Origin of the sequence: Mycoplasma sp. CSL7503-lung (assembly GCF_025515455.1) — a bacterium.
Classification (GTDB): Bacteria; Bacillota_I; Bacilli_A; order Mycoplasmatales; family Metamycoplasmataceae; genus Mycoplasmopsis.
Genome location: NZ_JAOPHP010000006.1, coordinates 1 through 13,319 on the forward strand (window position 1 = coordinate 1; position 13,319 = coordinate 13,319).

The 13,319-nt window shown below is 28.9% G+C and carries 8 protein-coding genes and 8 tRNA genes; all 16 read right to left on the reverse strand.

The annotated features are described in order from the left end of the window. Window positions 1–195: 195 nt before the first annotated feature. The gene (prmC, locus tag N9R85_RS01240) at window positions 196–909 is read right to left on the reverse strand and encodes a peptide chain release factor N(5)-glutamine methyltransferase (RefSeq protein WP_262858257.1); all 714 of its coding nucleotides are present in this window, start codon (window positions 907–909) and stop codon (window positions 196–198) included. Next, window positions 909–1,988, reverse strand: a complete 1,080-nt coding sequence (prfA, locus tag N9R85_RS01245; protein WP_262858258.1) for a peptide chain release factor 1 — start codon at window positions 1,986–1,988, stop codon at window positions 909–911. The genes prmC and prfA overlap by 1 nt, the downstream gene beginning before the upstream one ends. Window positions 1,989–2,096: 108 nt before the next feature. Further along, window positions 2,097–2,729, reverse strand: a complete 633-nt coding sequence (locus tag N9R85_RS01250; RefSeq protein ID WP_262858259.1) for a signal peptidase II — start codon at window positions 2,727–2,729, stop codon at window positions 2,097–2,099. After that, entirely contained in the window at window positions 2,713–5,418 is a 2,706-nt protein-coding gene (ileS, locus tag N9R85_RS01255) for an isoleucine--tRNA ligase (protein ID WP_262858260.1), read from the reverse strand. Before ileS ends, N9R85_RS01250 begins: the two co-directional genes overlap by 17 nt. Window positions 5,419–5,527: 109 nt before the next feature. Next, a tRNA-Phe gene (locus N9R85_RS01260) sits at window positions 5,528–5,603 on the reverse strand. Window positions 5,604–5,608: 5 nt separating this feature from the next. Continuing rightward, window positions 5,609–5,685 (reverse strand) — tRNA-Asp (locus N9R85_RS01265). A gap of 3 nt (window positions 5,686–5,688) precedes the next feature. After that, window positions 5,689–5,765, reverse strand: a tRNA-Met gene (locus tag N9R85_RS01270). 27 nt (window positions 5,766–5,792) lie between these two features. Beyond that, window positions 5,793–5,885: transfer RNA gene (locus tag N9R85_RS01275), tRNA-Ser, on the reverse strand. Window positions 5,886–5,892: 7 nt separating this feature from the next. Beyond that, window positions 5,893–5,968, reverse strand: a tRNA-Ile gene (locus tag N9R85_RS01280). Window positions 5,969–5,997: 29 nt separating this feature from the next. Beyond that, window positions 5,998–6,074, reverse strand: a tRNA-Met gene (locus N9R85_RS01285). 5 nt (window positions 6,075–6,079) lie between these two features. Then, window positions 6,080–6,156, reverse strand: a tRNA-Ala gene (locus N9R85_RS01290). A gap of 5 nt (window positions 6,157–6,161) precedes the next feature. Continuing rightward, window positions 6,162–6,238 (reverse strand) — tRNA-Pro (locus tag N9R85_RS01295). 265 nt (window positions 6,239–6,503) lie between these two features. After that, window positions 6,504–7,172, reverse strand: a complete 669-nt coding sequence (pgmB, locus tag N9R85_RS01300) for a beta-phosphoglucomutase (RefSeq protein WP_262858261.1) — start codon at window positions 7,170–7,172, stop codon at window positions 6,504–6,506. Next, window positions 7,165–9,549 (reverse strand): glycosyl hydrolase family 65 protein, encoded by a 2,385-nt coding sequence (locus N9R85_RS01305; RefSeq protein WP_262858262.1) that lies wholly within the window; start codon window positions 9,547–9,549, stop codon window positions 7,165–7,167. The genes pgmB and N9R85_RS01305 overlap by 8 nt, the downstream gene beginning before the upstream one ends. Before the next feature lies 1 nt (window position 9,550). Further along, complete coding sequence (locus N9R85_RS01310; protein ID WP_205852406.1) at window positions 9,551–11,206, reverse strand: alpha-amylase family glycosyl hydrolase; 1,656 nt, start codon at window positions 11,204–11,206, stop codon at window positions 9,551–9,553. Next, window positions 11,206–13,221: an alpha-amylase family glycosyl hydrolase gene (locus tag N9R85_RS01315; protein WP_262858263.1), complete on the reverse strand. Its 2,016-nt coding sequence runs from the start codon at window positions 13,219–13,221 to the stop codon at window positions 11,206–11,208. Before N9R85_RS01315 ends, N9R85_RS01310 begins: the two co-directional genes overlap by 1 nt. Window positions 13,222–13,319: the final 98 nt, after the last annotated feature.

The window sequence follows — 13,319 nt, forward strand, 5'->3', positions numbered from 1 at the left end:
ATGCTGTTTTAAAATCGGTTTGATCAATAATTTTGCAATATTTAACTTTTTGTTCAAATGTAAAATGTTTGGACATAAAAATAACACTCCTTTATTTTGGAGTGTCAAATTTTTTTCACCTAACTTAAGCACAATAAGTGTTTCGTTTTATATTTTATTTTAGGTATAAAAATGTTTATCTATAGTGCTTTTAGGTTAAAAAATTATTTTAACAAATCTATTTTTATTACTTAAATCTTTAGTTATTTCTAATAGTTTGAATTTGTTTTTAATTGAATTTCAATATTCGGTATGTAATGGATTTATTTCAAAAAGTAAAACTCCGTTTTTATTAAGATACTTTGGTGCAAGTTCGATAATTTTTTTATAAAAGAATAAACCATTATCTTCAGCGAATAAAGCATTATGTGGTTCAAAATCTAAAACAGAGATATTTAATTTTTCATCTTTTCCTATATAGGGAGGATTAGAAACGATTATATCAAATTTACCTCTTATATTTTCAAATAGGTCTGATTGTAAAATATTAACCTTTAAATTATTGATATTACTATTTAGTTCTTGTGATTTGATTGCTTCATCCGATATATCCGAAAGCGTAACAGATATATCTTTATATTTATTTTTAATCGCCAAACCTATAAATCCAGAACCTGAACAAAGATCTAATACTGATTTGAATCCATTTTGTTTTATTTCTTGGAACGCTAAATAAATTAATTCTTCTGTTTCATATCTAGGAATTAAAACATTATGTCTAATATCTATTTTAATATCTGCCATTTCAATATAACCCATTATTTTTTGTACAGGCATGCCAATATTTAATTGTTCTAATTCAAAAGAAGATATTTCCTCTTTAAGTCCATATCTTCTTTTTTCTAGTAGTAAATCTTCTTTGGAAGGCATTAAATACCAGCTTCTTTTATTTTTTCGTTTTGTTCTTCAGTTAAAAGAGCGTCAATTATTGAGTTAAGTTTCCCCTCCATAACGGAATTTAGAGAAGTTGAATATCCAATTCTATGATCAGTTACCCGATCTTGTGGATAATTGTAAGTTCTAATTTTTTCTGATCTAGCACCTGAACCAGCTAATTTACGATATCCTGATTCTTCTTCTTGTTTCTTTTTAAGTTCTAAATCATATAATTTAGATTTTAAAATACGCATCGCGATTTCTTTGTTTTGAATTTGACTTTTACCTTCTTGACAAGATACTATTATACCGCTTGCAAAGTGTGTAATTCTAACTGCTGAATCGGTTGTGTTAACAGATTGTCCACCGTTACCGCTTGAACGGAATACATCCACTCTAATATCTTCGGCTCTTACTTCAATTTCAATATCATCATCAATTTCAGGCATAACAGTAACTGTGGAAGTAGATGTATGAACACGACCTTTTGTTTCTGTTACAGGAACACGTTGAACTCTATGTACACCACTTTCAAATTTTAATTTTGAGTAAGGCTTATCACCTTTAACAGAAAAAGTTACTAATGTAAAACCTCCAGCTTCCGCAACTGTAGCATCCAATAATGTTGTTTTCATATTATTTTGAGCACATCATTTTGAATACATTCTATATAAGTCGCCCGCAAAAATATTAGCTTCGTCACCACCTGCAGCACCACGAATTTCTACGATAACATCTTTATCATCATTTTCATCTTTAGGTAAAATAAGAATTTTAAGTTCTTCACTTAATTTTGACATATTTTCTTCTGCTTCAGCAATTTCCATTTTTGCTAATTGAATCATTTGATCATCTTTTTCAATCGAAAGTAATTCCTTAGCTTGTTTTAATGTTTCCTCGTTGTTTAAGTATTTTTTGAAAGTTTCAACTATATCGTTTATTGAATTAATTTCTTTATTAATTTTGTTATATTTTTTAATATCAGAAATAACATCAGGGTTTAAAAGTGCTTTTTCTAACTCTTCATGTTTTTCTTTAATTTGCATTAGTGATTTGTACATTGTGTTTTCCATAGTATTTTAATTTTAACACAAAAAGCGCTTTTTTGTTATTAAAACGATTCTATTTAGAATTAAAAAATATCAAAACATTTTAAAAACTTTAATGTTTTGATATTTAAATTATTTAATGATTAATTTTTGGTTTTTGTTATTCTTTTCATTTTTATGTTCCAAGAAATTAATGAATAAAGAGTATATTATTGTTGAAACAATTCCAATAAAAATACATAAATCAGCAAAATTGAATGTTCCACGACTTTGTGCAAAAGGTGTATAAAATACGTCTTTTACATATCCGTTGAATATAAATCTATCCATTGCATTTCCCATATCTCCGGCTAAAACCAAACCTAATAAGAAAGCTAAAACAAATCTTTGCTTTTGCCAAAAAAGAACAGATATTAAAACGAATATTGCAACTGCTATACCGATAAATTGTATTATAAAGGTATTTCTTGTAGTTAAAAATGTTACTCCCCCATGTCAAATACTACGCACACCAATAATTTTGTAATCTAATCACTGTTCTGGGGTTTGGTATATTTTTTCGGGAAGAAAATAATTGTTTCCGTCTGTTATTAAACCTTCATTATTTAGTGTAAAAATATCACCGTGCTTAAATAATAAATTTTTTGTTAGTTGATCTATAGAAAAGAAAATAATAAATGCTACAAATATAACTATATAACTAGCTAAAATTCTTTTTTTGTTTTGTGAAATTTTTTGTAGCGAATTTTTAATCTTCAAGTTCATCTAAAGGAAAGTCCTTTACGATATCAGAACAACTTAAACAAATGCTATTACTTTTATCGAAATCATTTTCCTCAAAGTGGTTTCAACATCTTTCGCATTTTAAAGATTCGAATGTTACTATTTGTGTTTCTTTTGTATTATCAAAAGTTACTTTACCAACCATTAATAATGTTTTTAAATCTAGTGATTTAATTAAGTCAGAATTAGTGTTTAAAATTAAATGTGCTTCATTTGAACGTTTAATTAAACCGCTTTTAATTTCTTTTTCTATTAGGACATTAACTTCATCACGTAGTTTGAAGAATTCTTGATATTTTTCTAAAATATCATTATCGTATCTAAAATAATTATTATTCATGTATTCTGAAAGCATTAATAAACTTGATTTATTTTTATTATTAAAGAACGAAAAAGCTTCTTCTGCTGTAGTTGGTAAAATAGGAGCAATTATGTGTATTAAGAATTCAGTTATTTCATAAAGGTTTGTTAAAACCATAATTCTTTCTGGATTATCAATTTTTTGAACATATAAAATATCTTTTGTTATTGTTAAGTAAAAACTAGAAAGATCTACTATATAATTGTTTAATATTTTAATAACGTTGATAAATTTATATTCGTCATAAGCTTTAAAAATAGTTTCTTTAATATTTTCCAATTGATTTTTAATATATAAATGAATTCCAGTACGCTCTAGTTTTGAATTATATTCAAAATCGTTTAAGTTACCTAACAAGAATTTAATTGTGTTTCTAATTCTACGGTAAATTTCGGTATTTTGATCTAATATTTCATCAGAAATTGAAATATCGTTTGAGTATTCTGAGTTAGCAACTCATAATCTTAAAATATCTGCTCCACGTTTTTTAACTATATCTAGTGGATTAATAACATTACCCTTAGATTTAGACATTTTTTCACCTTTTTTATCAACAGTGAACCCATGAGAAACAATTTTTTTATAAGGTGCAAAACCGTTGAATGCTACAGAATTAATGATTGAAGAGTTAAATCAACCACGATATTGGTCTGTACCTTCTAAATATAAATCATAAGGAGGCTTAATTCCGTTTTCATTATCAATATCTACAGCGATGCTTGAAACACCAGAATCAAATCATACGTCCATGATATCCATTTCACGAGTAAAGCCTTTTCCCCGATATTTTTCTGGCAATAATTCATCAGTGTCTTTTTCTCATCAAACATCTGTTCCGTATTGGGAAACAAGGTTTATCACATAGTCAAAAATTTCTTCTTCGAATACAGGGTTTTTATCTTTATCATAAAAGAAAATTAATGGAACACCTCAAGTTCTTTGTCTTGAAATTGTTCAATCACCTCTATTTAAAATCATATTATAAAGTCTTTTGTGTGCTCATTCTGGATATGTAGTTATGTTATTTTCGATTTCTGAAAGTATTTTGTCTCTTATTTTATCAATCGAAACAAATCATTGTGGTGTTCCACGATAAATTATCGGTTTATGTGTTCTTCAATCATGTGGATATGAGTGTTTAAAACGACTAAAATGTAATAAATCAGAACCTAAAAATTGACCAATTAGTTTATTTGCATCTTCGTAAAAAATATTATCAAATTGTGTATTTGTATTTTCGATATATCCTTTATCAGAAATATGCATTATCATATTTAAATTGTATTTTTTACCAATTAAATAGTCGTCTTCACCAAACATAGGAGCTATATGAACTATACCAGTACCAGATTCAGTTGTTACATGGTGACCTAAAGTTAATGGTGCTTCAACTTTTGTTATAGGTGTACTATATGAAATTAAATGATTCTCAATTTCAGAACCAATAAATGTTTCTAAAATTTTATATTCTTCTCAGTTTAATTTCGAAACAAATTCGTTTAGTAATTCTTTAGCAACAATATAACGTTGGTTTTGATATGATAAAACATTATATTCTATTTTTTCACCTAAAGCCGCACCTGCATTTGCTAATAATGTTCATGGTGTTGTTGTTCAAATTATAATTTTATCATTTGGTTCAATTGATTTAAAAGTAGAATTTACAACATTAAAAGCAACATAAATAGAAGGTGAGACAACATCTTGATATTCAACTTCCGATTCTGCTAAAGCACTTTGTGAACTTGGTGATCAGTAGACAGGTTTAAGACCTTTGTAAATTAAACCATCAAAAACAAGTTTCTTTAGAACTTCTAATTGTTTAACTTCATATTTTTTATCAAGTGTTATGTATTTTTTATCGTAGTTAGTAAACAATTGAAGCAATTCAAGTTGTTTTAATTGTTTGTCTACTTGTTTTAAGGCGTATTTAGCAGCTTTTTTTCTAATAATAATAGGGCTTAATTCATCTTTATTTAATTTTGCCTCTGTCAACATTTTATGTTCTATTGGTAAACCGTGAGTATCTCAACCAAAAACAAATGGAGAGTAAAAACCTCTAAGTGTTTTGTATCTTACTATTATGTCTTTTAAAATTTTATTTAATGCATGTCCAACATGGATGTCACCGTTTGCGTATGGAGGTCCATCATGTAAAATGAAACGAGGGTTGTTTTTATTTTTTTCTAAAACTTTTTTATAAACTTCGCTTGTTGTTCAAAGTTCTCTAAATTTGGATTCTTTTTGAGTTAAATTTGCTCTCATTTCAAAATCAGTTTTAGGCATGTTTAGTGTTTTTTTATAATTCATATTTTCTCCACAAAGATATATTTTAAATATTTTTAATTATATTATAAAATAAAAAAATAACTCTATTTTATAAGCTAAAATGTAGCTTCCAAAATAGAGTTATTTTGAATGGTGGCCCCGGCAGGAATCGAACCAGCGACACACAGAGCTTCAATCTGTTGCTCTACCAACTGAGCTACAGGGCCATAAATGGCGGTCCAGACGGGGATCGAACCCGCGTTCTCCTCCGTGACAGGGAGGCGTATTAAACCACTTTACCACTGGACCATTTGGTTGCGGAGACAGGACTCGAACCTGTGACCTTCGGGTTATGAGCCCGACGAGCTGCCAAACTGCTCCACTCCGCGATATAAAAATTAATAAACTATAAAAAATGGCGGGTGATGAGGGATTCGAACCCCCGCGGGCCGTGAAGCCCCTGGCAGTTTTCAAGACTGCTCCCTTCAGCCGGACTTGGGTAATCACCCATTTTATTGGTGGACCTAACAGGACTCGAACCTGTAACCAACCGGTTATGAGCCGGTTGCTCTAACCATTGAGCTATAGGTCCAATAAATATAATGGATTTATAGTTATTTTTGGTAGCACCGAAGAGAGTCGAACTCTTGACCTTCCGGGTATGAACCGGATGCTCTAACCAACTGAGCTACAGTGCCATATATGGTGGAGAGTATGGGATTCGAACCCACCACCTCCTGCGTGCAAGGCAGGCGCTCTAGCCAAATGAGCTAACCCCCCATAAATGGTGAAGAAGACAGGATTTGAACCTGCGACCACTACAGCCCAAATGTAGTGCTCTACCAAGCTGAGCTACTTCTCCAACTTATTTTTTAGGCTATAGTATTATACTACAAAAAAAGAATTTGTAAAAAATTAATTATTTTTTTCTAGTAAGTATAGTATAACATAATTTTATCTTTTTTTCAAGCTAATTTCTAAAAATATTTAATTGAGCACTATTATTATAATATAAAAAATTAAATGGTGATATTTTTTATTAAATATTTTCGATAATTTACCAGAATTTAATTTTTATTTTTAATTTAATAAAAAAATCAAGATATCTAGTATCCTGATTTTTAGTTTTATTTTAGATTAATAATTGTTTGAAAATCTAATTCTGAAGTTGATTTATAAATTGTGTTAGCTTTTGAAAAGTCTTCAGATGATCCGTGTGTAATGGCAATAGCATACATGTTTGCGTCTTTAATACCTTGCACACCTGCTGGAGCATCTTCAAATCCAATACATTCATCGACTGATAGATTAACACCTTCGGCTGCTTGAATAAAGATATCAGGTGCTGGTTTTCCATTTTTAACATCACCAGGATAAACAATAAAATCAAACATTTCTTTAATCCCTAATTTATCTAAAATTGTAGGTGCGTTATAACTACTTGAAGCAATTGATAATTTAATTCCTGCTTCTTTTGCGTCTGTTAAGAATTTTCCTACTCCTGGTAATAATGAATCTTTGTTAATTTCTGTAGATAATAAAACTTTATATAAATCATTTTTTCTTGTTGCAATATCAACCATTTCTGATTCTAATAATACAAGATCAGGTTTTTTCATTTTGATAATCGCTTTAAGTGTATCTAATCTAGGTAAACCTCTTAATTTTTCATTGTCATCATTTGTGTAATCGATGTCAAATTCTTTAACTATTTCTCTTCATGCTTTAAAGTGTAAAACTGCTGTATCAGTAATAACTCCGTCTAAATCGAAAATAAACCCTTTAATTTTAGTCATTTTTTACCTCGAAGAATGATGGTTTATTTGTAATGTATTCTTTTTTACCGTGAATATATATCACACCGTCAAATCTTGATGTTCCTATTGTTTTGATACTAAATTGTGTTTTTTCTAGAATAACTTCAAATAGTGTTCCTTGATATTTAAATCTATATGTTAATCCAGATCATGCTTTAGGTAAAATTGGATCTAAATGTAATTTGTCATCATGTCAATCAAGTCCACCGAATCCAAATACTATCATTTGATAGATAGCAGCCAATGAACCCGCATGAATTCCTGCGTTTGAAGTATGCATAGCTGGACCCAAATCGATATTAATTCCATATTTAAAAATATCATATGCTTTATCAATTTTTTTAAGTCTTGCTGCTTCAATTGCGTATGTTGCAGGAGATAATGATGAATCGTGTGTTGTAAGTGGTTCGTAGTAATTAAAGTTTGCTTCACGAACTTCTTTTGAATATAAGTGTGGCAATATGTTTGTTAGTAAAACTACGTCCGCTTGTTTTACTAATTGAGATGATAAACGTTTAATACCTTCTGCAGTATTAAATAGTTTTTTACCAGCGTCTCCAAGCATTTGGAATGGTAAAATATCCATTTTAGGTAATTTTAAGAATTGGTCGTTTTCAGCAATAACTAAATCTTGATTTGGTTTTTGTTGAACTAATTTTTCTGAAACTTCTTTTAATTTTGAAACGTTAATTGCGTATGGTATTTTTTGTTTAATAGATGCTCATACGTATGGTTTTTTAGCTTTTAAATATTTGATGTATTTTAAAGCTAAATCAATGTTTTGTTTTGCAAACATATTTATATAAGCATTATTATCTATATTACCTTTATATTCATTAGGTCCCATAACGTCTTTAATTTCATAACTTCCATCAGCTTGAATTTCAGCTCTATTTTGGTAGAAAATAGCTGTATCGATTATCATTTCAAATCCCATTTTCTCCATAAATTTTTCATCTTTAGTTACATTATAGTATTGGTTAACGGCGTAAGCAACGTCAGCAGAAACGTGAATTTCTTGACGTCTTGAAGCTATAGGGACTTGTTTACCTGTAGCAACGTCTGCTTGACCTCAATATGGACAAACTTCACCTTCTGTTGGTCATGCCATTTCTCATGGGAATTGTGCACCTAATAAGTTACTTTCTTCTTCACGTTCTTTAATTTCTTTAGCTTTAGCACGTGCCCCTTGAATACCTTTATATCTATATGTTAATAAGTTTTTAACAATTTTTGGTTCATTAAATAAGTAAATAGGGTTAATAAAGAATTCTGTATCTCAATATGTATGTCCTTGGTAACCTTCACCTGAAAGTCCTTTTGCACCAACATTCATGTTTGTTGAGTGTCTTGGAACAAATCCGTTTAAGTGGAAAATACCAAAATCTAATGCAAGTGAATCGTATTTACTTTCTTCACTTTGACCTTCAATTTGAACATAAAATTGTTTTCAAACTCTTTCGTCCATTGTATTAATTGATGCCTCTTTTAAGTTATCGTATGTTTGAGCTAAAAGTTCAGCATGTTTAAGGTTTGCATTTTCTTTAACAATATCATGTTTAAGTAAGAATTTTTTACCATCTACACTTGTGTGAACAGACATAAGTTTTTCTAAAACGATAATATCACCTGGTTTTGCATCAATGTTAATTTTGAATCCAACATAACGACGTTGCATTTCTACAACATAATCGTCATGTCCACCTTTTATGTGTTTACCATTAACAAATAATCTAGTGATCATGTTGTGTACAGCGAGTTTCTTAGATAAAGTTGTTTCTTGTTCCATTTGTAATGATTCGGTAGTAGGTCTTCCTTTTTTACCTTCTCCGAAGTGTTGTGTACCACTATTTGTCACTTGACCATTAATTGCAGGTTTAAGAGTAAGTTTAACAGCATTATTTTCTGGTGTTTCTAAAACTTTAATTGTAATTTTTTGTCCGTATACGTTTGCATCTGCATTTGAAACAAAACGTTCAAAATTAAATTCAAATTTTCCGCTTCCTCTTTTTGCAACAACAGTTCTTTTTAAATATCCTTCACGAATGTAAAGTGTTTTTGCGTATTCATCTCTATTTTTAAGATCAAATTGTAAACCATTCATAAAAATAGGAGTAGTCATTAAATCAGCTAAATTAGCTAATTCTGATACATCATCTTTTGTATCTTTGTTAAACATACCATTAACGAAGAAATCTTCTTTGTTATATGAAGCTTTTTCTTCATCAGCACTTCTTATACCCATATAACCGTTACCTAAAGCAAAAATACTTTCTGTTTTAGCGGTTACATTACGATCAAATTTAACTTGTGTAACTGTTTTATTTTCTAAATCATATTTTAAAAAGTCTTTCATTTTAAACCTCTTTCTTGGCTAATAATATTGATTCAAATGGTCTCAACGTATTAGCAACTATTTTGTTATCTTTATATGAAGATAAAAGCTGTGTATATCCCTTTAATTCTTCATCTAAAATTAATTCTTTGTTTGTAATATTTAATATAGCAATTAATTCTTGTTCTTCAAATTTTCTTGTAATTTTTGCTACTCCAGTTGATAATAATTCTATTTTTGAAGTACCGTCAACTAAAACATCATGAAATTTATCTTTACGCATCGAAATTAATTCTTTATAAAAGTAAAAAATACTATTTTTATCATCCAAAGCATCTTTAACATTAATTTCTTTTTGGCTTCTACCTAAAATAAATCATGGTTTATTACCTTTATTAAACCCAGCGTTTATTGAATTATCTCATTGCATTAGTGAACGACCAGCATCACGAGAATTTATATTTAAATATTTTATAAATTCACTTTCACTATAAACTTTTTTCTGGTCCACTAAATCTGCAAATCCGTTAGCAACGTCCACGTCTCTAAATTCATCTCTATTTGCAAAATGTGTATTTAATAGACCTATTTCTTCTCCATAATAAATACATGGAATACCTTTTAAGGTCATTAGCATTAAAGCGTGAGATTTTGCAGATTCCTCTCTAAAAATAGATTCATCACCTCAACGAGAAATACTACGTGAAGTGTCATGATTTGATAAGAAGTTAGTAAACATTTCAGGTTTAATTTTTTCATTATGTTGGAAAGGTTGTTGTTGATAAACAAATTGTTTGTAATCTCAGTTTGCATCAAAACCATTTCTTCCGGTCTTGTTGCTTCAACCAATTCATCATCATGAGAAATTGTAGTAGTTTTGAGAAACTTTTGATTCTCCATCACCGTATTTTAATAATTCTTCCGCAGTAATACCACTTGCTTCACCTAAAGTGAAAGCGTCAGGTTTATCAAAGAAAGCTTGTTGATTGAACGCTTTTAAATAATCAACTGCACCATCACATCATGCAAAATATGGGTTTGCATTAACATCATCAAATGTCTTTGCAACGTGTTTAATTGCATCTAATCTAAATCCGCGAACACCTAAATCATATCAGAAGTTAATAACATCAACCATAGCCTTAATTGTGTCTGGATGTGCTCAATTTAAGTCTACTTGTTCTTTTGAAAATAAGTGGAAATAATATCTATTTACACTAGGAACAAATTCTCATGCAGAACCACCAAAAATGCTTTGAGCTTTCTTTTCTTCGTCATTTAATTTATCTCTTCAAATAAAATAATTGTGTTCTATGTTATCTCTAGATTCTATTGCTTTCTTAAATCAATCATGTTCATTTGAAACATGATTTAAAACAATATCCATTATAATGTCAATTCCTAATTCTTTTGCCTTAGTAGCCATTTCTTTAAAGTCTTCTAAAGTTCCGAATTGTTTTCATACTGACTTATAATCTAAAACATCATAACCAGCATCTACGAAATTTGTTTCGTATGTTGGTGTTAATCATATACTATCAATTCCTAATTCTTTTAAGTAGTCTAACTTTTCTGTAATTCCTTTTAAGTCACCGTCTCCGTCATTATTAGAATCATAAAATGATCTAGGAAAAATTTGATATATAACTCTATCTTTTAATTTAATTACATTTTTCATTATGCTCTCCTTAATAATATTGAAGAATTTTTATCTAAAATTCCTTTTTTAAATTTTATTCTTGAATTAAATAATATTTTGTCGCCATCATTTAATTTGTAATTAATTTCTTGGTTCGAAAAGTTATGTATTACTTCTATTGTTTCATTATTTAGTGAAATTGTAAAACTTAAAATCCCTTTTTGAATATTTGTTTTTGTAAATTTTAATGATTTATTAATTTCTTCGTTTGTTGCTAATCTAAAGAATTTTGTTTTATTTCTAAAGTTATTTATTTTTTTGAAGAAGTCATATATAAACTCTTTAACACCTTCTTTATCAAGATGTTCTCATTTGATAGCATTTACATAATCTGTTGTTTTGTATGAGTTTGGATGATACGAATTTTTGTCTGGTTTTTCATTAAAATCATCATACTCTGAAACTTTACATTTAAACCCTTCTTCACCAGAGTAATCACACGGCTTGCTTTGTAATAATTCGGTACCAGCTAAAATAAATTGTCTTCCTTGGGTGAAAGTGGTCATCATTAAAGCTTGACGATAAGTTTCTATACGTTCTATAAAAGTTAAATTAGTAGTAGTTGTATTAATTTTGTCTCAAAGTGTCATACCGTCATGACAAGCAGCGTAGGCTAAATTTGTTGCTATATCATCTGAATATAAAACATATTTTTCGCGTGAGTGTTTTGCGTTGCCGAAATTAAAATCTTTAATACCACCAACAATCGATGTAACGTATCTTTTAAATAGTGTTTTATTATATTTGGATATTAATCCTGGTTTAAAATCATTGTGTTCGTATCCTTTAATCGCATCTCTAAGAGAATCGTTAAAGTAACCAAATCCAATATTATTTGATTTTACTCCTTTAATATATGAATCCTTAAATTTTAAATCAGAGAATGGTCAAGCTTCTCCGTGTAAAATTATATTAGGATTAATTTTACGTAATTCTTTAGCAATATAATCGATTGTTTCGTTGTGATGGAATGATGAAAGATCAAATCTAAAACCATCAATATTAAAATATTTAACAAAATACTTTAAAGAATCCACCATTATTTTTCTAACCATATAACGCTCATCTGCTAAAGGCGCATAATTAACAGGAGTTATTTTAGCGTTATCTCTATAATAATATCCTGGAAGTATATTATCATAAATAGAATTAGTCATCATGTGATTATAAACAACATCCATAATAACCCCAACACCATTATTGTGGGCATCTTGAACTAATTTTTTAAGTTCTTTAATTCTAGCGTGTGGGTCATCAGGATTTGAAGAATAAATTCCGTTGATTGTAAAGTAATTATGCGGATCATAACCTCAATTGTAATTTGTTGTTCATCCTTTACCTTCACCTTTTTTGTATATCTTTGTTTCGTTGTCATTAACGGTGTAAGCAGATTGAATAGGCAATAATTGAACGTGTGTAATTCCTAGGTCTTTTACGTATCTAAATAAATTGTGTTCTCTCAATGCATTAAATGTTCCGAGTCTGGATTTAAAATCTTTTTGATTTAAAGCGCTTGTGAAATCACGAACATGTAATTCATAAATACTTGCATCTACGTGATTATTTTTTCTTAAAATTAGTTTTTTTGGTTTGTTTCCATTTTTGTCTGAATTAATATTAAGTAAAATACCTTTTCCAACTTTTGTTTCTTCACCTTTTCAGTCAAAAGAAGCCAACGAATAAGCGTAAGGGTCTAACGCGTAGGTTTCGCTTTCGTTACTATGGGTAATTTTAAATTGATATAAGAAATTTTCATATTCGAGTGGTAACTCAAATTTTCAAATTACTTTTTCTTTAGTTCCTTGTAATGTATTTATTATTTTTTCTTTATCGTTTTTGTCGAAAATTAATAATTCTACATTTTTAGCAATTGGTTGCCAAATCTTAACTTGAATTAGATTGTTTTTAAATAAAACACCTAAATCATTTTTTTGATATGAATATTCTTTATCGAAATTTATGTAGAATTTGCTTGATTTATTTCTTAAATTCATAGTGATAGTATTATATAAAATAAGCGTTTTTAGCATTAAATTTTGTTTAAATTCTTGATATATCAACAAAGCAAAAAATAGCGTAAAAATAAGTATTT